This window comes from Nigerium massiliense, from assembly GCF_000826085.1.
GTDB classification, from domain to species: domain Bacteria; phylum Actinomycetota; class Actinomycetes; order Propionibacteriales; family Propionibacteriaceae; genus Propioniciclava; species Propioniciclava massiliense.
The window spans coordinates 548,922-570,520 of sequence record NZ_CCYM01000002.1; the positions used below are offsets into that span (position 1 = coordinate 548,922).

20 protein-coding genes and 1 riboswitch are annotated in these 21,599 nt (G+C 71.3%); of the genes, 14 read left to right on the forward strand and 6 right to left on the reverse strand.

Annotation, left to right across the window (positions count from 1 at the left end; translation table 11 throughout):
* The first annotated feature begins 31 nt into the window (after positions 1 to 31).
* The 4 genes from ald to BN1187_RS04005 all read left to right on the forward strand — a co-directional run bounded on the left by ald (position 32) and on the right by BN1187_RS04005 (position 3,491).
* Positions 32 to 1,150 carry an alanine dehydrogenase gene (gene ald, locus BN1187_RS03990; RefSeq protein ID WP_040158939.1) on the forward strand — a complete coding sequence of 373 codons (1,119 nt, stop codon included), beginning with the start codon at positions 32 to 34 and terminating at the stop codon, positions 1,148 to 1,150.
* Positions 1,151 to 1,199: 49 nt separating this feature from the next.
* Entirely contained in the window at positions 1,200 to 1,679 is a 480-nt protein-coding gene (locus BN1187_RS03995) for a hypothetical protein (RefSeq protein WP_040158943.1), read from the forward strand.
* Positions 1,680 to 1,760: 81 nt separating this feature from the next.
* The gene (locus BN1187_RS04000) at positions 1,761 to 2,198 is read left to right on the forward strand and encodes a PTS mannitol transporter subunit IIA (RefSeq protein ID WP_040158945.1); all 438 of its coding nucleotides are present in this window, start codon (positions 1,761 to 1,763) and stop codon (positions 2,196 to 2,198) included.
* A 387-nt stretch (positions 2,199 to 2,585) separates the two neighbouring features.
* Entirely contained in the window at positions 2,586 to 3,491 is a 906-nt protein-coding gene (locus tag BN1187_RS04005; protein WP_040158948.1) for a hypothetical protein, read from the forward strand.
* A 16-nt stretch (positions 3,492 to 3,507) separates the two neighbouring features.
* Here the strand turns inward: BN1187_RS04005 and BN1187_RS04010 are convergent, their stop codons facing one another.
* Positions 3,508 to 4,695: a M20 metallopeptidase family protein gene (locus BN1187_RS04010; RefSeq protein ID WP_040158951.1), complete on the reverse strand. Its 1,188-nt coding sequence runs from the start codon at positions 4,693 to 4,695 to the stop codon at positions 3,508 to 3,510.
* Between the two features lie 50 nt (positions 4,696 to 4,745).
* Complete coding sequence (locus tag BN1187_RS04015; RefSeq protein WP_040158954.1) at positions 4,746 to 5,621, reverse strand: aldo/keto reductase; 876 nt, start codon at positions 5,619 to 5,621, stop codon at positions 4,746 to 4,748.
* A 104-nt stretch (positions 5,622 to 5,725) separates the two neighbouring features.
* Here BN1187_RS04015 and sthA point away from each other — a divergent pair, with 104 nt between their 5' ends.
* On the forward strand, positions 5,726 to 7,231 hold the full coding sequence (gene sthA / locus BN1187_RS04020) for a Si-specific NAD(P)(+) transhydrogenase (RefSeq protein WP_082034482.1): 1,506 nt from the start codon (positions 5,726 to 5,728) through the stop codon (positions 7,229 to 7,231).
* Positions 7,232 to 7,251: 20 nt separating this feature from the next.
* On the opposite strand, the gene BN1187_RS04025 is transcribed toward sthA, so the two are convergent.
* From BN1187_RS04025 to BN1187_RS04035, 3 genes are read right to left on the reverse strand one after another with little or no spacing between them, the layout of a single operon-like run.
* Positions 7,252 to 7,836 carry a GNAT family N-acetyltransferase gene (locus BN1187_RS04025; protein ID WP_040158956.1) on the reverse strand — a complete coding sequence of 195 codons (585 nt, stop codon included), beginning with the start codon at positions 7,834 to 7,836 and terminating at the stop codon, positions 7,252 to 7,254.
* A gap of 47 nt (positions 7,837 to 7,883) precedes the next feature.
* Positions 7,884 to 8,450 carry a hypothetical protein gene (locus BN1187_RS04030; protein ID WP_052462258.1) on the reverse strand — a complete coding sequence of 189 codons (567 nt, stop codon included), beginning with the start codon at positions 8,448 to 8,450 and terminating at the stop codon, positions 7,884 to 7,886.
* Positions 8,447 to 8,857 carry a hypothetical protein gene (locus BN1187_RS04035; RefSeq protein WP_147675066.1) on the reverse strand — a complete coding sequence of 137 codons (411 nt, stop codon included), beginning with the start codon at positions 8,855 to 8,857 and terminating at the stop codon, positions 8,447 to 8,449. The genes BN1187_RS04030 and BN1187_RS04035 overlap by 4 nt, the downstream gene beginning before the upstream one ends.
* 104 nt (positions 8,858 to 8,961) lie before the next feature.
* Between BN1187_RS04035 and BN1187_RS04040 the strand changes: the two genes are divergently transcribed.
* Entirely contained in the window at positions 8,962 to 10,140 is a 1,179-nt protein-coding gene (locus BN1187_RS04040; RefSeq protein WP_040158960.1) for an amidohydrolase, read from the forward strand.
* Positions 10,141 to 10,186: 46 nt separating this feature from the next.
* Positions 10,187 to 11,803 carry a gamma-glutamyltransferase family protein gene (locus tag BN1187_RS04045; RefSeq protein ID WP_082034483.1) on the forward strand — a complete coding sequence of 539 codons (1,617 nt, stop codon included), beginning with the start codon at positions 10,187 to 10,189 and terminating at the stop codon, positions 11,801 to 11,803.
* A gap of 64 nt (positions 11,804 to 11,867) precedes the next feature.
* Here the strand turns inward: BN1187_RS04045 and BN1187_RS04050 are convergent, their stop codons facing one another.
* Positions 11,868 to 12,863, reverse strand: a complete 996-nt coding sequence (locus tag BN1187_RS04050) for a DUF2332 domain-containing protein (RefSeq protein ID WP_052462260.1) — start codon at positions 12,861 to 12,863, stop codon at positions 11,868 to 11,870.
* A 134-nt stretch (positions 12,864 to 12,997) separates the two neighbouring features.
* Here BN1187_RS04050 and BN1187_RS04055 point away from each other — a divergent pair, with 134 nt between their 5' ends.
* The 7 genes from BN1187_RS04055 to BN1187_RS04085 all read left to right on the forward strand — a co-directional run bounded on the left by BN1187_RS04055 (position 12,998) and on the right by BN1187_RS04085 (position 21,541).
* Positions 12,998 to 13,936, forward strand: coding sequence for an acyl-CoA thioesterase (locus BN1187_RS04055; RefSeq protein ID WP_040158963.1), 939 nt, complete (start codon positions 12,998 to 13,000; stop codon positions 13,934 to 13,936).
* A 113-nt stretch (positions 13,937 to 14,049) separates the two neighbouring features.
* Positions 14,050 to 14,328: a Rho termination factor N-terminal domain-containing protein gene (locus BN1187_RS04060; protein WP_040158966.1), complete on the forward strand. Its 279-nt coding sequence runs from the start codon at positions 14,050 to 14,052 to the stop codon at positions 14,326 to 14,328.
* Between the two features lie 21 nt (positions 14,329 to 14,349).
* A riboswitch (cobalamin riboswitch) is annotated at positions 14,350 to 14,483 on the forward strand.
* 25 nt (positions 14,484 to 14,508) lie between these two features.
* Complete coding sequence (gene cobI / locus BN1187_RS04065) at positions 14,509 to 15,267, forward strand: precorrin-2 C(20)-methyltransferase (protein ID WP_040158968.1); 759 nt, start codon at positions 14,509 to 14,511, stop codon at positions 15,265 to 15,267.
* Positions 15,264 to 16,268, forward strand: a complete 1,005-nt coding sequence (gene cobM / locus BN1187_RS04070; protein ID WP_082034484.1) for a precorrin-4 C(11)-methyltransferase — start codon at positions 15,264 to 15,266, stop codon at positions 16,266 to 16,268. The genes cobI and cobM overlap by 4 nt, the downstream gene beginning before the upstream one ends.
* Positions 16,265 to 18,736 (forward strand): precorrin-3B C(17)-methyltransferase, encoded by a 2,472-nt coding sequence (gene cobJ, locus BN1187_RS04075; protein ID WP_040158971.1) that lies wholly within the window; start codon positions 16,265 to 16,267, stop codon positions 18,734 to 18,736. Before cobM ends, cobJ begins: the two co-directional genes overlap by 4 nt.
* Positions 18,733 to 20,052: a CbiX/SirB N-terminal domain-containing protein gene (locus BN1187_RS04080; protein ID WP_235750585.1), complete on the forward strand. Its 1,320-nt coding sequence runs from the start codon at positions 18,733 to 18,735 to the stop codon at positions 20,050 to 20,052. Before cobJ ends, BN1187_RS04080 begins: the two co-directional genes overlap by 4 nt.
* 70 nt (positions 20,053 to 20,122) lie before the next feature.
* The gene (locus tag BN1187_RS04085) at positions 20,123 to 21,541 is read left to right on the forward strand and encodes an ATP-binding protein (protein WP_052462261.1); all 1,419 of its coding nucleotides are present in this window, start codon (positions 20,123 to 20,125) and stop codon (positions 21,539 to 21,541) included.
* Positions 21,542 to 21,599 lie beyond the last annotated feature (58 nt).

A 21,599-nucleotide genomic window follows, 5' to 3' on the forward strand; every position in this document is an offset into this window, starting at 1 on the left:
CACGACGACGTGAACGGAAAGGTGCAATGCCATGAGGATCAGCGTCCCCGCCGAAGTGAAGAACAACGAGTCCCGGGTGGCAATGACGCCCATCAGCGTCCACGAACTCGTGCGGCACGGCCACGAGGTGTACATCCAAGCCGGGGCAGGCGAGGGGTCCTCCATCCCCGACGCCGAGTACGAAGAGCAGGGCGCCACCATCGTCCCCGACGCCGCGGCCGCCTGGGAGGCGGGCGAGCTCGTCTGCAAGGTCAAGGAGCCGATCGCCGAGGAGTACCCCTTCCTGCGCGAAGACCAGGCGCTGTTCACGTACCTGCACCTGGCCGCCGACCGCCCCCTCACCGAGGCGCTCATCGAGGCGAAGACGCCCGCCATCGCCTACGAGACCGTTCGCCGTGCCGACGGCCAGCTCCCCCTGCTCTACCCGATGTCGGAGGTCGCGGGACGCCTGGCCCCCGTGGTCGGTGCCTACTACCTGCTCAAGCCGCAGGGTGGCCCCGGCATCCTGCTCGGCGGCGTCGGCGGCGTCAAGAACGCCAAGGTCGTCGTCATCGGCGGCGGCACCGCGGGCCAGAACGCGGCCCAGGTCGCCAACGGCATGGGCGCGGACGTCACGGTCCTCGACACCGATCTCGACAAGCTGCGCACCACGTTCTGGCGCTACGGCAACGCGGTGCGACAGATCGCGTCCTCGTCGCTGGCGATCCGCACCGAACTCAAGGACGCCGACCTCGTCATCGGCACCGTCCTCATCCCGGGCGCCCGCGCGCCGAAACTGGTCACGAACGAGATGGTCGCGAGCATGAACCCCGGTTCGGTGCTGGTGGACGTCGCGATCGACCAGGGCGGTTGCTTCGAGGACTCGCACGCGACCACCCACGCCGACCCGGTCTTCACCGTCCACCAGTCGACGTTCTACTGCGTCGCCAACATGCCCGGCGCGGTGGCCAACACCTCCACCTACGCCCTGACGAACGCCACGCTGCCCTACACCGTCGCGCTGGCCGACAAGGGCTGGCGCCAGGCGTGCGCAGACGATCCCGCGCTCGCCCAGGGCGTGAACACGGCGGCCGGCACGATCGTCCACCCCGGCGTCGCCGAAGCGTTCGACGACCTGCCGTCGACGTCCCTGGACGAGGTGCTGGCCTGACCTGCACGGCTCGTTGCGACCGGACGGCCGAAGTGCCACGGTGGGGGCCATGACACGCTTCACCGCATCGGCCGAGCAACTCGCGCGCGAGGGGGACGATCCCGTCGCGGCGATCGCCCGCTTCGCCCTCGAACCCGGCACCCCGGACGCCGCAGCCGCCGCCCGGGCGGTGGGCTCGGCGGCGGAACTGCTGCTGGACGGTGAGACTCCCGAGGACGTCAAGGACGCGTGCACGCTGGCCGTCCTGCGTGGCGCCGAGGTGCTGCTCCCGCGGCCGTCCGATCCGTCGGCGACCGCCCGCGAGGTGCTGAAGTCGCAGGGCTGGTCGGCGCAGGCGAAGCGGCTGGCGGGCAGCACCCTCAGCGACACCGAGCCCGACCGGGAGACCGCGCACGACATCGCCGGCGTCGCGGCCACGATCATGGTGAACCGCACCGACGTCCCCGACCTGGCGGAGTTCTCCGACAACACGGAGCCCGAGCTCGAGTCGCTGGCGGCGTCCGCGCTCGCCCGCATCCGCCGCGACTGAGCCTTCCCGCCGAGCGCCGGGGCTATCGGTGCCCCAGCGACGTCACTAACGTGGGCACGGTACCCGAGCGAAAGGGGCGACATGTCCGAAGCGGTGCTGAGGGACGAGGCCGTCCGGCTGGGCCAGGCGGCGGCGTCCAAGCAGGAGGCCATCCAGGCGTGCGGCGAGGCGCTGGTCGCGACCGGGCTCGTCGAGCCCGCCTACATCGAGGGCATGTTCGTGCGCGAGGAGCAGATCTCGACCTACATGGGCGAAGGCTTTGCGATCCCGCACGGCACGAACCAGTGCCGGGTGAACGTGCTCCAGCCGGTGATCGGCTACCTGCAGTTCCCCCAGGGCGTCGACTGGGACGGGCACCAGGTGACGGTCTGCATCCCGATCGCCTCGGGCAGCGACGCCCACATGGGCATCTTGTCGGCGCTGGCGGGGGTGCTGTCCGACCCGGAGAACGCCGAGCGACTGCGCACGACCTCCGATCCCGCAGAGGTGCACCGCATCCTCTCGACGGTGCGGGCCTGACAGGCCCTGCGCCCGGGCGAACGGCCCGTCCCTGCGGGGATGGGAAAGGCCCGGCCCGCGCCTGAGGGGGATGGCACGGGCCGGGCCTCATGGCGTTGACCAGACGCCACCCGTGAAGTCGTCTCGCTCACCTTTCGGTTCGCGATCCCCGCGATCTTCACTGAAGACTCTAGGACGCCGTGGCCGGCCGGTCCTCGTCCCAAGGTGCCGACCCGGCGGCCCGAAAGGACCGTCCTGCGGACGGCGAATCACCCGTGTGGCTAGCGCTTCCATCCTGGCTGTTGGGGACACCTATCCTCCATCATTGAGCATCGGCCACCCTTCACAGCTAAGATCCGTTGTGAATGACGAGCCGAGCCCGTCCCCCTCCCTAAAGGATCCCTGTCCATGAGCCAGCAAACCCCCGATGGTGATAGGACGTTCGCCGAAGTCCTGAGCAAGGCGGTGCAAGCCCGCGGCCTCTCCCTGGACCGCATCCGCGCCCGATTGGAGGTGGCCGGCGTCCCGGTCAGCAACGCGACGCTGAGCTACTGGCAGTCAGGACGCTCCCTGCCCACCCGGGCGCGTTCGCTGCGCACCCTCGTCGAGCTGGAGAGCATCCTCGATCTCGAATCCGGCGCCCTCATCGAACTCATCCGTAACGCGGACGGCCGCAGCCGTCACCAGATCTTCCCGTGGCAGAGCGTCGTGCCCGGAGAGAAGGTCGCGGAGCAGATCATCTCCGAACTCGGCATCGACTACGCCGGACGCATCACCCGCCTCACCTGCCACGACAACGTCACCATCGCCGAGGACCGCACCGAGGCCACCCAGCTCACCCGGCTGCTGCTGCGCGCCGAGCGATCCGGCACCCAGGCGTGGCCGGTGGTCATCCAGCAGGACGCCGCCGAGCAGGTCGTCCCCGAGATCGAGCCGGTTTTCGGCTGCACCGTCGGCCGCGTCGTCGTGGCCCCGCAGGAGCAACTCGTCGTCGCCGAGATGCTGTTCCCGCGGCCGCTGCAGCGGGGTGAGGTGGTGCTGACCGAGTGCCTGATCACGTGGGCGCCCACGACGAAGCCGTCCTTCCGCCTGGTGCGCGGCGCGCCCGAGCCGCTGCGCGAGTTGGCGCTCAGCGTCCAGTTCCACACCAAGTCGATGCCGACCTCGGTGACCTCGTTCTCCAGCGCGTCCATCGAGCGCCAGGACGTCCACAACGAGAGCGCGCCCGTCAAGGTGGTCGACACCGGCCAAGTGCAGCACGTGTGGATGGACCCCGCCCCGGGCGTTTACGGCCTCCGCTGGACCTGGGACTGACCGCCCCGATCGCCTATCAGGCGCCCTTGGCCAGGCGGCGCAACGCCAGTTCGGCCAGCGCCGCCGCCTGATCGGCCAGCATCTCGTCGTCGAAGTGGACGAGGGGTGAGTGGTTCCAGGGCTCCGAGCGCGGGTCGCGGTCGCGCGGCGTGCACCCGAGGAAGAGGAACGCGCCGGGCACCTCGTCCAGCACGAACGAGAAGTCTTCCGAGCCCATCATCGGCACCGGGAGGTCCACATAGCGGTCGGCCCCGAACATGTCGCGCAGCGTGTCGGCCATGAAGTCGGCCTCGCCCGGGTCGTTCAGCGTGACCGGGTACATCACGTCGAGCGCGACGTCCGCGGTGCAGCCGTGCGCCGCCGCGATACCCTCCGCGAGCCGCCGCGTCTCGGCGATCACCAGGTCGGTGTGCTCCTTCGACAGCGTCCGGACGGTGGCGCCCAGCGTCGCCGTCGGCGGGATGACGTTGATCGCCTCGCCCGCGTGCAGCTGTGTCACGGTCACGACGATCGGGTCGAAGACGCTGAACTTCCTCGTCACCATGGCGTTCAGCGCCGTGCCGATCTCCAGCAGCGCCGGGACCGGGTCGGTGGACGTGTGCGGCTGGGAGCCGTGTCCGCCGCGTCCGTGCACGGTGACGTGCAGCTGGTTGGCGCCGGCCATCAGCGGCCCGGGCCGGGACGAGAACTCCCCCCAGGGACCCGTGGCGACGTGGATGCCGTAGGCCGCCACCGGACGCTCGCCCGCGGCGTCCAGGACGCCCTCGTCGATCATCACCTTGGCGCCGCCGTCGCCCTCCTCGCCGGGCTGGAACATGAAGATCACCGAGCCCGGCAGCTCCTCGCGGCGGGCGGCCAGCAGACGCGCGGCGCCGACGAGGCCGCTGACGTGCAGGTCGTGGCCGCAGGCGTGCATGTTCCCGTTGGTCGCGGCGAAGTCGAGGCCGGTCTCCTCGCGGACGGGAAGCGCGTCCATATCGCCGCGCAGCAGGACGACGGGGCCGGGACGTCCGCCACGCAGGACGGCCGTCACCGAGGTGGTGTTCGTCCCGGTCGTGATCTCCAGGCCGAGCCCGTCGAGTTCCTCGAGCACCCGTCGCTGGGTCTCGGGGAGAACCAGGCCGACCTCGGGGTTTCGATGCAGGTCGCGGCGCAGAGCCACCAGGTCGGGCAGCAGCGCACGGGCGTCGTCGATCAGCGTCACGTCGTCTCCTTCGTCGTCACCCAGGACGCTACCGGGTCGGACGGAATCTCTCAGCGATCGGCGTCGATGCGGGCCAACTCGTCGGCGGAAAGCGTCAGGTCGGCGGCCTTGGCGGAGTCCACGATGCTCTGCGGACGCCGCGCACCGGGGATCGGAATGACGTGGTCGCCCTTGGCGAGCTCCCACGCCAGGACGACCTGCTGGGGGGAGACCCCGTGGTCGCGCGCGATCTCGCCGATGGAACCGAACCGCTCCCCCACCTCGACCGCGCCGCCGCCCGTGCCACCCAGCGGGCTCCACGGCAGGAACGCGACCCCCAGCTCGCCGCAGTGCTCGAGCTCGTCCTCGGAGTTACGGAAGGCCGGGGAGAACTCGTTCTGGACGCTGGCGAGGCCGCCTTCGCCGAGCACCTCGACGGCGATGTCGATCTCCTCGACGTCGGCGTTGCTGATCCCGACCGCGCGGATCAGCCCCTCGTCCCGCAGCCGCCCGAACGTGGCGATGACGTCGGCGTAGGCGCGCCAGCGATCGGGCCGGTGCCACTGGTACAGGTCGATGACGTCGACGCCGAGGGCGTCCAGCGACTTCTGGACGGCGGACCGCAGGTACTCGGGCGAACCGTCGCGGCCCCAGGTCTCGCCGGGGCCGCGGGTGATGCCGCCCTTAGTGCCGACGACGACGCCGTCATGGTTGCCGTACGCGCGCAGCGCCTTGCCGACGATGCGCTCGTTGTGGCCCATGGTGTCCCAGGACGGGGCGTAGATGTCGGCCGTGTCGATGTACGTGACGCCGGCGTCCAGGGCGGCGTGGATGGTGGCGATCGCCTGGCGCTCGTCGGGGACCTCGCCGGCGTTGTTCATGCTGACCGGCATGGCGCCCAGGCCGATGGCCGAGACCGTGAACGGCCCCAGTGTCCGAGTGTTCATCTGGCCAACCTAGGCCTCGGGCGTCCCGAATGACAGACTGGCACGCGCACGAAAGGTCGCCGGGCAACGCCCGTCGGTCCGCGCTCGCACTCGGAGGAGACGACATGGCGGAGAAGAAGACCAGCACGACGGAGAAGAAGGCGGAGGCGGCGCAAGAGGCGCCCGACCTGCTGGACAACGCCGAGGACGGGCGCGACGAGGCCGTCAACAAGCGCTACGACTACGACCTCCTCGTCGTCGGCACCGGCCCCGGCGGGCAGCGCGCCGCGATCGCGGCGGCGAAGCTCGGCTTCCGGGTGGCGGCCGTCGACCGGCGGACGATGGTCGGCGGCGTCTGCACCAACACCGGGACGATCCCGTCCAAGACGCTGCGCGAGGCCGTGATGTTCCTCACCGGCATGCAGCAGCGGGACATGTACGGCTCCAGCTACCGGGTCAAGGCCGACATCACGATGGACGACCTCACCGCCCGCACCCAGCACGTCATCGCCCGCGAGGTGGACGTCGTCCGCAACCAGCTGCTGCGTAACCACATCACCATGCTGAACGGCGACGCGAGCTTCGTCGACGACCACACCATGCAGATCAGCGGCGCCGAGAACGTCAAGGTGACCGCCGACAAGATCATCCTGGCGCCGGGGACGACCCCCGCGCGGCCGCCGAAGATCGAGTTCGACGACCGACACGTCGTGGACAGCGACGGCATCTTGAACCTGCCGTCGATCCCGAACTCGATGGTCGTCGTCGGCGCCGGTGTGATCGGCGTGGAGTACGCGTCGATGTTCGCCGCGCTCGGCACGCGCGTGACCATCGTCGACGCCCGCCCCACGATGCTCGACTTCGCGGACGCTGAGGTCGTCGAGTCGCTGCGGTTCCACCTGCGCGACCAGTCGGTGACGTTCCGGTTCGGCGAGACCGTCGAGAAGGTCGAGGTAAACGAGCGCGGGGCGATCACGACCCTGGCCAGCGGCAAGCGGATCCCCGCCGAGACCGTGCTCTACTCAGCAGGACGCCAGGGCGCGACCGAGCTGCTCAACCTGGGTGCCGCCGGCCTGGAGGCGGACCAGCGGGGCCGCATCAAGGTCAACCCCGACTTCCAGACGTCGAAGAAGCACATCTACGCCGTGGGCGACGTCATCGGGTTCCCGGCCCTGGCGGCGACGTCGATGGAGCAGGGCCGCATCGCCGCGCTGCACGCGATGGGCGAACACCCCGAGCCGATCACGGTGCTGCAACCCATCGGCATCTACACCATCCCGGAGATCAGCTACGTCGGGCAGACCGAGAGCCAGCTGACGTCGGAATCCGCGCCCTACGAGGTGGGCCTGTCGCGCTACCGCGAGCTCGCCCGCGGCCAGATCACGGGCGACTCGTACGGGATGCTGAAGCTGCTGGTGCACACCCAGACGCGCAAGCTGCTGGGCGTCCACGTGTTCGGGACGAACGCGACCGAGCTCGTGCACATCGGCCAGGCGGTGATGGGCTGCGAAGGCACCATCGACTACCTGATCGACAGCGTGTTCAATTATCCGACCTTGTCGGAGGCCTACAAGGTCGCCGCCCTGGACGCCGACAACAAGATGCGGGCGCTGAAGCAAGTGATGAACTGAGCGACAGCCTCCCGCGCCGCTCAGCGCGGGAGGCTGTCCCCCGCCGGACAGGTGCGGGCGGCCCATTCGGCGGCCAACACCCCATAGACCAGGGTGTCGGTCCATTCCCCCTTGCTGAGCCAGTTCTGCCGCAGGTGGGCTTCGTGCGTCATCCCCAGTCGGCCGCACAGCGCCGCGGACGCATGGTTGCGGGCGTCGCACTGCGCCTGGACGCGGTGCATGCCGTAGTGGTCGAACGCCAGGGTCAGGACGGCCGCGGTCGCCTCGGAGGCGAAGCCCTTGCCGCCGGCGTCCGGGTCGAAGACGACGCCGAACTCGCCGTGGGACAGCGACTCGTCCAGCGCCCACAGGGAGAGGTCCCCGATGACGCGGCCGTCGCACTCGACGACGAGCGAGATCGCGTCGCCGGCGTTCGCGATGTGCCGCTGGGAGAGCCGCCGGGCGACCTGGCGCTCGGCCCACGGCCGTTGCCAGGGCTCGTCGAGCAGATAGCGGGCGACGTCCTCGCGGCCGTAGTAACGCAGCAGCGCGTCCACGTCGCCGGACTCGTAGGCACGCAGCGTGAGGCGTTCCGTCCGCAGGGGAAGATCGGGCTCGTCGGCCATGCCTGGAGCCTACCGAGCAGCTACAGCACGGTCGGCCGGGCCGGCGCTCACAACGGCCAGGTCTCGAGCGTCTGGGGGCGGATGGTCAGGCCGTTCACGGTTCCGAAGCGGTTGACGCTCACGTGGCCGACGGTCGTCCCGGACGCGTGCCGCAGCGCCACGCGTCCGATACTGGGCGGCGGGGAGACGTCCGGGAGGCGCTCGCCGTCCGCGCCGTAGGTTCCGGTCTCGGTGACGTCGACGACGTCACCGAAGAGGGTGACCACCTCGTCCCAGGTGGACGCCAGCGCGCGCTTGCCGAGGGCCCGAGCGCAGGCGTCCGTCATGAGGGAGCGCACCCCGTCGATGTCGCCGGAAGCGAGCCGGCCGAAGACGTCGGACGCGATCGCGCCCGCGTCGAGCGGGCTGACCGTCTCGAGCGGCTCGCCGGTGGCGGGGTCGTGCGGGTGTCCGAACCGCTTGAACGCGGCCTGGCGGCTGACGCCGAGGACGTCCGAGATGGCCTGCCAGGTGAACCCGGACTCCCGGGCCTCCGCGACCCGGGCGTGCAGGGCCTCCTCCGCGGCGGCGAGATCCTGCGAGGCGGCGGCGATGGCGTCCAGCGGGTCGGTCACCGGTCCATTGTCTCAGCCGACCGGCCGCCCTCCTCGGACGCCTCCGTCGGCTCGCCCGCAGACCGCCCGCCACCCATCACGGCGCCGACCCCCAGGGCGACGCCAATGCCGACGATGACGTGGGTTCCCGACCCCCACGCGAACAGCAGGAACCCCAGGTACACCGCCGCGGCGCCCAGCCACAGCTGCGTGCACTTGACGCGCACCTGCCGCGCGGTCGGTGGGCGGCTGACGCCCAGCAACGGGCCGCAGAACGTCGGGGCGAACCAGGCGCCGACGACGAAGGCGAGCGAGGCGAGCGCCGCACTCGCGATCTCCGGGGCGCTCACCCCGTCGAACGGGCTGCTGAGCAGCACCCCCAGCGCCACGAACACGAGGGCGGAGTGCCACACCAAGGGATTCTTCATGTCTCCACCGTGCCCCTCGTCTTGCGTGATGTCAACCCTTAGATGACATACACATATTTGGTCGACCCGGGTGCCGGCGCCCTGCCCGTGACTAGGGTGGGCGCATGAACGTCGCTATCACGAACGCCCACGTCCACCCGGTCGCCGGCGAACCTTTCGACGGGACGCTCGTCCTCACCGACGGGCGCATCGCCGCGCTGGGGGCCGACGTGGCCGTCCCCGACGGGCACGAGGTGATCGACGCCGGCGGGCGCTGGCTGCTGCCCGGGCTCGTGGACGCCCACGTCCACCTCGGCGTCCACGAGGAGGGCGAAGGGTGGGCCGGCAACGACACCAACGAGTCGACGAACCCCGTCACCGCCGCGGCCCGGGCGATCGACGCGATCAACCCGGCCGACCGAGGCTTCGACGACGCGCTGTCCGGCGGCGTCACCGCGGTCAATGTCAACCCCGGCTCGGCCAACCCGATCGGGGGGCTGACCGTCGCGCTGAAGACGTTCGGCCGCGTCGTGGACGAGATGGTGCTGCGCAACCCCTCCGGCCTGAAGTCGGCGCTGGGGGAGAACCCGAAGCGGTTCTACGGCGACCAGAAGAAGACCCCGAACACCCGGCTGGGCACAGCGATGACGATCCGTGGGGCGTTCACCGAGGCGCTCAACCACCGCGACGCGTCCGATCCCGACCGCGACCTCACCCACGAGGCGCTGCTCCGGGTACTGAACCGGGAGATCCCGTGGCGCCAGCACAGCCACCGCGCCGACGACATCGCGACGGCCATGCGCCTGGCCGACGAGTTCGGCTACGAGCTGGTGCTCGATCACGGCACCGAGTCGTGGAAGATCGCCGACCTCGTCGCGGCGAGGGGGATTCCCGTGCTGTACGGGCCGCTGATCATCTCCCGCTCCAAGGCCGAGGTGCGCGACCGGACGCCCGCCGCGCCCGGCATCTTGACGAAGGCCGGCGTGAAGGTCTCGATCATCACCGACCACCCGGTCGTCCCCATCGACTACCTCGTCTACCAGGCGTCCCTGGCGATGAAGGAGGGCCTCGACCACGACGCGGCGATCGCGTGCGTCACGATCAATCCCGCCGAGGTGATGGGCGTCGCCGACCGCATCGGCTCGCTCGAGGTGGGCAAGGACGCCGACGTCGTCCTGTGGTCGGGCGACCCGCTGGACACCCGCAACCGCGCCCTGCGCGTCTGGGTGGACGGCCGCGAGGTCTACACCTACGACGAAGACACCCGGACCCGGCGGTGGGCCGACCGGTACGCCAGGCCCTGACGCCCCACCCGCACTGACCGAACCTCGACGGATCCGCTGATCAACCATGCCCGCTGATATGCACCTCAACCTCGCCCCGCTCACCACGTCCGGCGCGCGTCAGCCCGTGTTCGCCCGCAACGGCGCCGTCGCCACCAGCCAGCCGCTCGCCGCCGCCGCCGGGCTGCGCATGCTGACCGAGGGGGGCTCCGCCGCGGACGCCGCCATCGCGATGGCCGCGGCGTTGACCGTCGTCGAGCCCACCAGCAACGGGCTCGGGAGCGACGCGTTCGCGCTCGTCTGGGACGGCGGCCGGTTGCACGGCCTGAACGGGTCCGGACGCGCGCCCGCGTCGCTCTCGCCCACCGCCGTGCGGGAGCGCGGGATCGGCGAGATCGGGCTGAACTCCTGGGAGTCCGTGACCGTTCCCGGCGCCGTGGACGCCTGGGTGCGCCTGTGGGAGCGGTTCGGGACGCTGCCGTTCGAGCGGCTGCTGGAGCCGGCGATCGCGTACGCCGCCGAGGGCTTCGCCGTCTCCGGAGTCGTCGCCGGGTTCTGGACGCGCGCCGCTGCAGCTGCGGTGTCGCGGACGGGCGGCGAGTTCGCCGGCTGGCTGCCGACGTTCGCGCCGGACGGCCGTGGGCCGCGTCCCGGCGAGGTGCGCCGCCTGCCGGATCACGCGGCGACGCTGCGGGCGATCGCGTCCTCGCGCGGCGACGACTTCTACCGCGGCGAGCTGGCCGGACGCCTCGCGTCCTTCGCGCGCGAGACCGGTGGCTACCTGACGCGGGACGACCTCGCCGGGCACCGGGCGACCTGGGTGGACCCGATCTCGGTGAACTACCGCGGGTACGACGTCTGGGAGATCCCCCCGAGCGGCCAGGGCATCGCCACGCTGACGGCGCTGAACATCATCGAGGGGTTCGAGCCGGCGGCGCCGGATGATCCCGAGGCGTGGCACCGGCACATCGAGGCGATGAAGCTCGCGCTCACGGACGCGCACCGCTACGTCGCCGATCCCGACCACGTCCGGGTGCCCACCGAGGAACTGCTCAGCAAGGAGTTCGCCGCGTCCCGGCGGGCGCTCATCGGGCGCGAGGCGATGGAGCCTGTGCCCGCCGAGATCGCGTCGTCCGACACCGTCTACCTGTGCGCGACGGACGGTCAGGGGCAGTCGGTCAGCTTCATCCAGTCGAACTTCCACGGTTTCGGGTCGGGAATCGTCGTGCCCGGCACCGGGATCGCCTTGCAGAACCGGGGCGTCGGTTTCTCGCTCGACCCGGGGCACGCCAACGTGCTGGCGCCGGGGAAGCGGCCGTTCCACACGATCATCCCGGGCTTCCTCAGCAAGGACGGCCGCCCCTGCGGCCCGTTCGGTGTGATGGGCGGCGCGATGCAGGCCCAAGGGCACCTGCAGGTCGTCGTGGACACGGTCGACCACCACGACGACCCGGCGACCGCCCTGGGACGCCCGCGCTGGCGCTGGGACGCCGGGCGGCGGGTGCTGCTCGAGGACACCGTGCCGGCGGCCATCGCCGACGACCTGGCCGCCCGCGGCCACGACGTCCTCCCGCCCGACAGCGCCGCCGACTTCGGCCGCGGCCAGATCATCTGGACCCTGGACGACGGCGTCCTGGCGGCAGCCAGCGAGCCCCGCGCCGACGGCGTCCCGATGGGGTGGTGAGAGCGGGCGCCGGGCAATCCTCCGCACGACGGGGCGGGACGCTCCGCGGCCGCGCAACCGCGGATCAGTACCAGGACACCCACGATCCGTGGGCGGCGGCGCGGCCGAGCGGGACGTCGTCCAGGGCGACGACGAAGTTCGGCCTGCTCGCCCACGCGTCATCGTCGGTGAGCTGCTCGCGCACCGAGGTGACCACGGTCGGGCCCTCGAACGAGAGCCAGTGCATCCCGGAGTCGCGGATCTGCTGCACCACGTCGTCGCGCTCGGCCCTCGGCAGATAGGCCAGCGCGGCGGAGTGCATGATCACCGGCGTCGTCCCGGCGGGGGCGAGCGCCAGCAGCAGGTGCAGCCGCTCGGTGACGTCGGCCTTGATCAGCCGCGGCGGGTTCGACCCGGCCAGCTGGAGCGCGCTCACCAGCCGCCGCTCGCGGGCGTCCTCCCCCGGCCAGACCAGCGCCCGCAGCCACCGGACGTCGTCGGGGTCGCCGGGGTTCAGCGGGTTCAGGTCCAGCCCCGCGCGCGCCCGCACCACCAGCAGCGACGGGTCACCCGGCGGCCGGCCGGTCACCTCGCAGACGAGCTCGGGGGCGTCCGGTTGGGCGGTAGGCGGGGTGACCTCCTGCCGGACGTCGCCGGTGTAGCGGTAGCGGTACTTGTCGGGGAACAGCCCGAGCCCCGCGGACGGCCCGATCTCCAGCAGCGCGATCGGCTGCGGCAGCGACGCCAGCACCGGAGCCAGCACGGCGCAGCGTCCGGGCTCGTTGGTCTGGGTGGAGCGGCTCAGGATGAGCTCCTCGATCGCGTCCCAGTTCTCGCCGACCCACGCGATGAACTCGTCCCCGGGCGCGGTCGGTCCGTTCAGGTAGCGAATGCTGGCCAGGAACAGGTTCGGCTGACGCCTGCGTCCGGGCAGGGTGTCGAGCCGCTCGCACACCTCGGGCGTCTCGGCGATCCAGCGGCACAGCGTGCCCCAGATCGGGGAGGTCGGCTCGGCCTCGTCGGCGAACCAGCGGTACATCTCGTCGATGGGCCGGGTGGCGAAGGCGTGCTCATCGCGCATGGGCTCAGCGTATCCGTCCCGCCTCCCGCGGGCGGGGGTGACCAGCGCTTTGCGCTTGACGGCGAACCCCGCCGCGGACGACGCTTCGCTCAGGCATCAATGTCGATGTCGAGACAGTGACGAAAGGTGAGGCCATGCCAGGGACGAAGAGATCGGTGACGTTGAGGTTCCTGGCGGCCCCCATGGATGCGAACGCGCAGGGCCGGGTGGCCGGCGGCAAGATCCTGGAGTGGATCGACAAGGCCGGTTACGCCTGCGCCGCCGGCTGGACCGGGCGCTACTGCGTCACCGCGTACGTCGGCAACATCCACTTCCGCCGCTCGACCACGGTCGGCGCGATCGTCGAGGTGGAGGCCCGCGTCGTCTACACCGGACGGACATCGGTGCAGGTCGTCTGCACCGTGACGAGCTCCGACCCGGCAAGCGGCGGGAAGCCCCTGACGAACACCCAGTGCCTGCTGATCTTCGTCGCGATGGGCGACGACGGCCGTCCCACCGAGGTGCCCCGATTCGAGCCCGAGGACGACTTCGAGCGCCGCGAGAACGCGCGGTCGCGCCGGCTCACGGAGGTGCGCAAGAAGATCGAGGAGGAGATGGCCGAGCAGGTCTACTCCGACAAGACCGAGTCGTGCCGCGAGACGCTGCGCTTCCTGGCGTCCCCCACCGATGTCAACTGGGGCGGCAAGGTGCACGGCGGCTACGTCATGCACTGGATCGCCACCACGGCGAAGGTCGTCGCCGAGCGCTGGCACCACGGCCCCGTGCGGGCGACGTACGCCGGCGGCTATCGCTTCTACCGGCCCATGTACATCGGGGACATGGTCGAGGTCGAGGGACGCCTCATCGCGACCCACGGCTCGGACATGCACGTGGCGGTCCACGTCCGCTCCGGCGACCCGCGCTCCACCGAGCTGCTGACCACCACCGACTGCGCGTTCGTCTATCAGGCGCAGAACGAGAAGGAGGAGCCCGTCGACGTCCGGCCGTGGACGCCGCGGCTCCCCGAGGACGTCGCGCTGCAGGCCTACGCGAGGCGCGTCGTCGAGATCCGCGGGCTGCTGGGGCGCAACTAGAGGCTCGGGCGAGCAACGCCGGCGCAGCGAGCCGGTTCGGCCTCGGCACGACGGCGCAGCAGGGCCGCCGTTCGGACGTTGTCCCCCGTCGGCGGGGAGCGCCACCATGGGGCATGGCGAAAAAGACCCAAGACCACGGCCCGGCCATCAACGACCCGGAACTGTACGAGGACCTTCGCGACGAGGGCATGTCGAAGGGCAAGGCGGCGGCGATCTCCAACGCCGCCGCGCGCGACGGCCGCTCCGCGGTCGGACGTCGTGGCGGCAAGGCCGAGAACTACGAGGACCAGACCAAGGACGAGCTCCTGGACCGCGCCCGCGAGCTCGACATCCACGGCCGCTCGTCGATGACGAAGGGCGAGTTGATCGAGGCGCTGCGCAAGGGGCAGTAGCCGCGGCGTCTTCTCCCGGACGCCCGCGCGCGGCGTCCAGGTTGTGCCAGACTGAGGGCCGTTCGGCTCTGAGGAACCCGGTGTGAATCCGGGACGGTCCCGCCACTGTGATCCCGCCAGGGAAGTCAGGAACTCGCCCGGACGAGGCACGATCAACGGGCGAGAGACCTGGGAGGCCACATGGACGGCGCTGCGCCGACCCCCGTGCGACGACTGCTCGGCGTGGGCGTGGGCCCCGGCGAGGCCGAGCTGATCACCGTCAAGGCGGTGCGCGCTCTGGAGAGCTCCGACGTAATCCTCGTGCCCAGCACCGAGAAGTCCGGGGACGAATCCGGCCGCGCGGAGACGATCGTCACGCAGAGCTGCCGCGGCGTCGCCGGGAAGATCCGCCGGGTCCCCTTCACCATGGCCGACCGTTCGGGCGTCACCGAGCGCCGCGCCAAGGCCTGGGAGACGTCCGCCGCCGCGGCCGTCGAGGAGTTCCGGTCCGGCGCGACCACCGTGAGCTTCGCCACCGTCGGCGACCCCAGCGTGTACTCCACGTTCAGCTACCTGGCCGCCACGGTGCTGGAGCGCCTGCCGGACGTCGCCGTCGAGGTCGTCCCCGGCATCACGGCGATGCAGGCCTTGGCCGCCGCGTCCCGGACGCCGCTGGTCGAGGGCACCGAGGTGCTGGCGCTGGTGCCGGTGACCGCCGGGATGGACACCCTCGACCGCATCAGCGAGGCGGCTGACACCGTCTGCGCCTACAAGGCCGGGCGCCGCCTGCCGGAGGTGCTGCAGCACGTCGGCGGCCCCGAGCGGACCACGATCGTCGGCACGAACATCGGCCTGGCGGAGGAGTCCATCACCCCGGCCGAGCAGCGGGACGCTGCTGCGTCCTACTTCTCCACGGTGCTGAGCACCCCGCGGCGGTCCACGACGGGAGGACGGCTGTGACCCCGGATCCAGAACGTTTACCCACCCCCAGCGACGACGATCCGGCCGGTGACGGCCGTCCCGGCCGGGTCGTCTTCGTCGGCGCGGGTCCCGGCGCCGCCGACCTCATCACCTTGCGCGGAGCCCGGACGATCGCCGCGGCGGACATCATCATCTGGGCGTCCTCCCTGGTGAACCCGAAGGTCATCGACGGACGGCGTCCGGACGCGCTGGTCGTCGACTCGGCGACGGCGTCCCTGGAGGACATCGAGCCGCTCTACCGCCGCGCCCGGGACGAGGGGTTGCTGGTGGCCCGGGTGCACACCGGCGACCCGTCCATCTACGGCGCGACCGCCGAACAGCGCGACCTGCTCGCCGGCCTCGGGGTGCCCTACGAGACGATCCCGGGCATCAGCGCGTTCTCGGCCGCCGCGGCGCGGATGGACGTCGAAATCACCGTCCCGGAGGTGGCGCAGTCGCTGATCCTGACGCGGCTCGAGGGCGGCCGCACCCCCATGCCCGACGGGGAGTCCGTCGCCGAGTTCGCCCGGCACGGCACCACGATGGCGCTCTACCTGTCCGCGGCGCGCAACCGCCAGTTGCAGGACGCCCTGTTGGCGGGCGGCTACGGACCGGACACCCCGGTGATCATCGGCTACCAGGTCACCTGGCCGGACGAGCTGATGCTGCGCTGCCGGCTCGACGAGCTGCACGACACCTGCAAGGCGCACAAGCTGTGGAAGCACACGGTGATCCTGGTGGGGCCGGCGCTGCGCGAGGGCCCGATCGACGCCCGCAGCCACCTGTACCACCCCGGGTTCCGGCACGAGTACCGCGCCGCCGAGCCGGACGCCCAGCGCGGGCTCCGCGAGCACGGCGCCATCGGGGTCACCGCCGGCCGTGGCGACCAGAGCGGGCCGCCCGAGCCGACCGCCGCGTCGCCGGGACGCGCCCCGGACACGACGGATGAGTCCGGCCCCACCATCTCCCACCCGCGCGACGCCACCCAGGAGGACGCATGATCACGGTCTACGGCTACCTCGGCCACATCGGTGAGGACGTTCGTCGGGCCGCCGAGTCGGCGGCGCTGGTCGTCGGCGGACGCCGCCACCTGGACGCCCTCGGCGTCGAGGACGATCGCGCGGTCGTGCTCGGCGGCATCACCCCGGCGATCGAGCGGATGCTGGCGCTCGGCGAGGGGGAGGACGCGGTGGTCGTCGCCTCCGGGGACCCGCTGTTCTACGGCGTGGTGCGGCGGATGCGCCGCGCCGGGCTGCGACCCCGGGTCGTCACCGCCCCGACGTCGCTGCAGGCCGCGTTCGCCGCCGTCGGGCTCCCGTGGGACGACGCCCTGCTCGTCTCCGCGCACGGCAACGACCCGGCCCCGGCGTACGCCGCATGCCGCGAACACCCGAAGGTCGGCGTCCTCACCGATCACCGGCACGGAGTCCGCGAGCTGGCGGAATCCCTGGCCGGGTTGGGCCGCACCTACGTGCTGGCGGAGCGGCTCGGCGAGGACGACGAACGCGTCCGCGTGCTGACCGAGGACGAGGCCCGCACCGTCGACCCGCTGCAGCCGCACGTCGTCCTCGTGCTGGCGCACCACCCGGACTCCGATGAGGCGACCGGCGAGCAGTCCCCGGTGGCCGGAAGGGCCGAGGACATGAACACCGAGACCGGAGGCGTCCCGTCGCCCCGCGGGGACGGGACGATCGGCCAGATCACCAACTCCGCGGCCAGCCGGGCGCGCGCGGACGCCATCGACGAGGCCCTCGGCATGGCGACCCACCGCTACGACGGCCCCGCCGCCGACGGGCTCCCCCGCGCCTGGACCGAGTGCGACCTCATCATCAGCCACCTCGCCCTCGGCGCCACCACCCGGCTGATCGCGCCGCTGCTCACGTCGAAGAAGGCGGACCCGGGCGTGGTCGTCGTCGACGAGGGCGGCCGATTCTGCATCCCGCTCGTCGGCGGGCACGGCGGCGGTGCCAACGCGCTGGCGCGCCGCGTCGCCGACGGCATCGGCGCGACCGCCGTCCTCACCACCGCGACGGACTCCCTCGGGGTCACCGCCCTGGACACCCTCGGCTGGCGCTACGCCGGGGATGTCGCCGGCGTCACCCGCGCGATGCTGGACGGACGACCCGTCGAGCTGGTCCGCGAGCAGGCCTGGCCGCTGCCGGCCCTCCCGCTCACCGTCTACGAGCCCGGGGTCCCGCGGGTGGAACGCCGCGGCGTCCACGTCACCGAACTGCCGCAGCCGGACGCCCCCGTGGCACGCATCCTTCTGACCGACCGGATCGCGGCCACTGAGCCCAGCGCCGGGGAACCGGCCGCCGACGATCACCTCCCCACCGTCGTCCTGCGCCCGCCGAGCCTGGTCGTCGGGATGGGCTGCAACCGCGGCACGACCGCCGACGCGCTGGAGGCGCTGCTCGACCGGACGCTCGCCGAAGCCGGCCTCGCCAAGGAGTCCATCGCGGCGCTGACAAGCGTGGACGCCAAAGCCGACGAGCCCGGGTTGGCCGAGCTCGCCACGCGGCTCGGCGTCCCGTTCGAGACCTTCACCGCCGACGAGCTAGCCACCCGCGACGTCCCGAACCCGTCCGACGCCCCGGCGTCCGCGGTCGGGACGCCGAGCGTCGCCGAGGCGTCCGTGCTGGCCCGCGGGGCCGACCTCATCGTCGAGAAGACCAAGACCCCCGAGGCGACCTGCGCGGTCGGACGCCTCCCGGCGCTCGGCAAGCTGGCGGTCGTCGGGCTCGGCCCGGGCAGCGACGACTTGTTGACGCCGAGGGCGAGGCACGTGCTCGAGACGTCCTCGATGGTGATCGGCTACCGGCCCTACGTCGCGCAGATCCGGCACCTGCTGCGTCCGGGGACCGAGGTGCTGGCGTCCGGGATGGGCGCCGAGGAGGAGCGCACGGCACTGGCGATCGAGGAGGCGCGGAAGGGGCGCGCGGTGGCGCTGGTGTGCTCCGGCGACCCGGCGATCTACGCGATGGCCAGCCCGACGCTCGAGCAGGGCACGGACGGCGTCGAGGTGCAGGTGGTGCCGGGCGTGACGGCGGAGCTGGCGGTGTCGGCGATCTTGGGCGCACCGCTGGGGCACGACCACGCGACGATCTCGCTGTCCGATCTGCACACCGACTGGGACACCATCGAGCAGCGCCTGGAGGCCGCCGCCCAGGGCGACTTCGTCGTGACGCTCTACAACCCCCGTAGCCGCAAGCGGGTCAAGCACCTCCCGCGCGCGCTGGAGATCCTGCGCGAGCACCGGCCGGCGTCCACCCCGGTCGCCGTCGTGATGGACGCCGAGCGGCCCGAACAGACCGTGCACACCGCGACCCTGGCGGACTTCGACGTCGAGTGGGTGAACATGCACGCGCTGGTCGTCGTCGGCTCGTCCACCACCAGGTTCGTGTCCACGGGCGCCGGCGCCGAGGCCATCGTCACCCCGCGCGACTATCACTGGATGGAGCAGCCGTGAGCACCCCTCAGCCGTCCGGTCAGCCCGACCGACACCCCGAAGCTCGCGCCACGGAGGCGTCCGTGTCCGATGGACCCGGCGTCCCCGGGGCGTCCCGGAAGACGGGGGTGCCGCTCGTGATCGCTGCGCACGGGACCCGCGTGGAGCCTGGCGCGGACGAGTGCCTGCGGACGGTCGCGCGGGTGCAGCGGATGCTCCCGGACGTCGACGTGCGGGCCGGGTTCGTCGAGCTGACCGACCCGCCGATCGCGGACGCGCTGGCCGACGTCCTGGCGCGGTCGGCTGACAAGCAGGCGGTCGTCGTCCCGCTCATGCTGGGCTCCGGCGGGCACGTGAAGTCGGACATCCCGGAAGCCATCACGGCCGGGCGCCTCCGCGTCCCCGGTTCGGCGGTGGTGTACGGACGCCACCTGGGCCCGGATCCGCGACTGCGGCGGGTGCTCGTCGAGCGGGCACGCGAGGCGGCGGCGGAGTGGCCGCTGGCCGAGACGTCCGCCGTCATCCTGGGGCGCGGGACGTCCCTGGCGCAGACCAACGCCGACCACGCCCGGCTGGCCCGGCTGATCACCGAGGAAGCGGGGTTCGCCCGGGCACACCTGGCGTTCATCCAGGTGACGCACCCGACCCTCGGCGAGGGGCTGGACGAGGCGTACGGCGCCGGAGCACGGCGCATCGTGGTGGTGCCGAACTACCTTTTCGCCGGCAAGCTGCAGAACTGGACACGGGAGCAGACCGCCGCGTGGTCGCAGGCCCATCCGGACGCCGACGTGCGCATCGCCGGGCTCATCGGGGACTGCGACGAGCTCGCGACCGTCGTCGTCGAGCGTTACCACGAGGCTCTCGGGCGCCTGCAGCCCGGCCACGGCTCGCCGGCCTACCTCGCGGGGCTGATGCTCGCCGGGCGCGAGGTGCTGGTCGTCGGCGGCGGGACTGTCGCCGACCGCCGGGTGCCGATCCTGCTCGAGGCGGGCGCGCGGGTGCGGCTGGTGGCCCCGGAGGTCACTGAGGGTCTCGCGGAGCTGGCCGCGCGCGGCGAGATCGCCTGGGAGAGACGCACCTTCGCCGGCGACCTGGGCCAGCCCTGGTACGTCCTCGCGCTGACGGACTCCCCCGCCACCAACGCCGAGGTGGCGCGGCTGGCCGCGGACGCCCGAGTGTTCTGCGTCCGCGGCGACGACGCCACCGGTGGCACAGCCCGGACCCCGGCCGTCGGGACCGTCGGCGGCTTGACCGTCGGCGTCCTGGGAGACCGGACGCCCCAGCGCTCCGCCCGCGCCAGGGACGCGGCCGTGAAGGCCGTGGGCGAACTCGACTGACCGGCCAGAAGGATGGCGGACCTCGCCTCAGCACTACTGGTAACTACTGCCACAATGTTACAGTAAGTGCATGGGGTCATTAGAGGTGGACCGGGCGCTCGCGCTGCCGGACGATGCGGTCGGCGCAGCGTTACTTCAATTGCCGGAAGACCAATGGTTCGAACGAAAGTCAGCCCGAATCAGCGCGAGAGACCTCGCGACTCCCTTGGTCGCGATGGCGAACGCGGATGGCGGTGTCGTGGTCATCGGTATGCACGACGGACGAATCGAAAGCGTCCCACCTAACCGCCGCAATGAACTCCGCCAGGCAGCCATGGACTTCACGGAGCCATCCGTCCGCACGACCATCGACGAACGAGTGACCCTCGACGAGTCCGGGGCAGAGGCTGTCATCCTCGTGATTCGGGTGGACCCAGGCGAGGTCCTTCATCTCACACAGCGGGGCGAGTGCTACCTGCGTGTCGGCGATGAATCCCGCAAGCTCTCCGTGGCACAGCAGCGGGAGCTTGCCTATGACCGCGGCGCCGCCCACTACGAAGCATCGCCGGTCCCTCTCGACGTCGCGGACCTCGACCGCGATCAACTCGAGGCCTACACACAAAGTATCGGCGCGTCCAGCGTCGAGGGGATGCTGGACGCCCGGGATCTCACTGATAGGCAAGGGCGTCTCACGGTGGCAGCCCAACTCCTCTTCGATGATCGTCCCCAACGCGAGTTCCCCAGTGCCGTGATCCGCGTGCTGAAGTACGGATCGGATCAGCGAGGCGTCGGAGCATCGATGAGCTTGGAGGAGAACGGAGACAGACGCCTGGAGGGTTCGCTCCCCCAGCAGATCACAGCTGCGGCCGCGACGATTGAGGAGCTGCTCCCAAAGTGGCGACAACTCGGGCCCTCGGGCCTGTTCGAGTCACGTTCCCGCATCCCCCGCGACGCCTGGCTGGAGGGCCTGGTCAACGCGGTGGTTCACCGCTCCTACAGCATGATGGGCGACCACATTCGGGTGGAGATCTTCCCGAATCGCATCGAGATCACCTCCCCTGGACGGTTCCCCGGCCTGGTCAACCCGGACAAGCCGTTGGACATCAAGCGCTACGCGCGGAATCCACGCATTGCGCGGGTTTGCTCCGACATGGGGATCACGCGGGAACTCGGGGAGGGGATCAGACGCATGTTCGCTGAGATGAGGCGGCGCGGGCTCGTCGACCCCATCTACCAGCAATCAGCCAGCACGGTGACGCTAACACTCCTTGCGGCCGATGCCCTACCTGCTGAGCTGAGAGAACGTCTGACGGCCAGCGCCCTTGCCGTCCTCGATGTCCTCCGTCTCTCCGATCAGCCACTGGGCACCGGCCAGATCGCGGAGTTGGCCGACATCACGCGCATGACGGCCACGCGAGCGCTGGGCCTTCTCCAGGACGAAGGGCTTGTCACCTGGCAGGGCGCTTCTAAGAAGGACCCCCGGGCAACGTGGTCGTTCGGCAAGCTGTAACACCTACTGCAACATTGATGTTGCAGTAGATGTTGCAGTAGCCGAGAGCCGATGCCGA

Excerpts from the sequence above, each read along its gene's own strand:
- ald (WP_040158939.1), top strand. The coding sequence starts at position 32 with ATGAGGATCAGCGTCCCCGCCGAAGTGAAGAACAACGAGTCCCGGGTG.
- BN1187_RS03995 (WP_040158943.1), top strand. The coding sequence starts at position 1,200 with ATGACACGCTTCACCGCATCGGCCGAGCAACTCGCGCGCGAGGGGGAC.
- BN1187_RS04000 (WP_040158945.1), top strand. The coding sequence starts at position 1,761 with ATGTCCGAAGCGGTGCTGAGGGACGAGGCCGTCCGGCTGGGCCAGGCG.
- BN1187_RS04005 (WP_040158948.1), top strand. The coding sequence starts at position 2,586 with ATGAGCCAGCAAACCCCCGATGGTGATAGGACGTTCGCCGAAGTCCTG.
- BN1187_RS04015 (WP_040158954.1), bottom strand. The coding sequence starts at position 5,621 with ATGAACACTCGGACACTGGGGCCGTTCACGGTCTCGGCCATCGGCCTG.
- sthA (WP_082034482.1), top strand. The coding sequence starts at position 5,726 with ATGGCGGAGAAGAAGACCAGCACGACGGAGAAGAAGGCGGAGGCGGCG.
- BN1187_RS04025 (WP_040158956.1), bottom strand. The coding sequence starts at position 7,836 with ATGGCCGACGAGCCCGATCTTCCCCTGCGGACGGAACGCCTCACGCTG.
- BN1187_RS04035 (WP_147675066.1), bottom strand. The coding sequence starts at position 8,857 with ATGAAGAATCCCTTGGTGTGGCACTCCGCCCTCGTGTTCGTGGCGCTG.
- BN1187_RS04040 (WP_040158960.1), top strand. The coding sequence starts at position 8,962 with ATGAACGTCGCTATCACGAACGCCCACGTCCACCCGGTCGCCGGCGAA.
- BN1187_RS04045 (WP_082034483.1), top strand. The coding sequence starts at position 10,187 with ATGCCCGCTGATATGCACCTCAACCTCGCCCCGCTCACCACGTCCGGC.
- BN1187_RS04050 (WP_052462260.1), bottom strand. The coding sequence starts at position 12,863 with ATGCGCGATGAGCACGCCTTCGCCACCCGGCCCATCGACGAGATGTAC.
- BN1187_RS04055 (WP_040158963.1), top strand. The coding sequence starts at position 12,998 with ATGCCAGGGACGAAGAGATCGGTGACGTTGAGGTTCCTGGCGGCCCCC.
- BN1187_RS04060 (WP_040158966.1), top strand. The coding sequence starts at position 14,050 with ATGGCGAAAAAGACCCAAGACCACGGCCCGGCCATCAACGACCCGGAA.
- cobI (WP_040158968.1), top strand. The coding sequence starts at position 14,509 with ATGGACGGCGCTGCGCCGACCCCCGTGCGACGACTGCTCGGCGTGGGC.
- cobJ (WP_040158971.1), top strand. The coding sequence starts at position 16,265 with ATGATCACGGTCTACGGCTACCTCGGCCACATCGGTGAGGACGTTCGT.
- BN1187_RS04085 (WP_052462261.1), top strand. The coding sequence starts at position 20,123 with ATGGGGTCATTAGAGGTGGACCGGGCGCTCGCGCTGCCGGACGATGCG.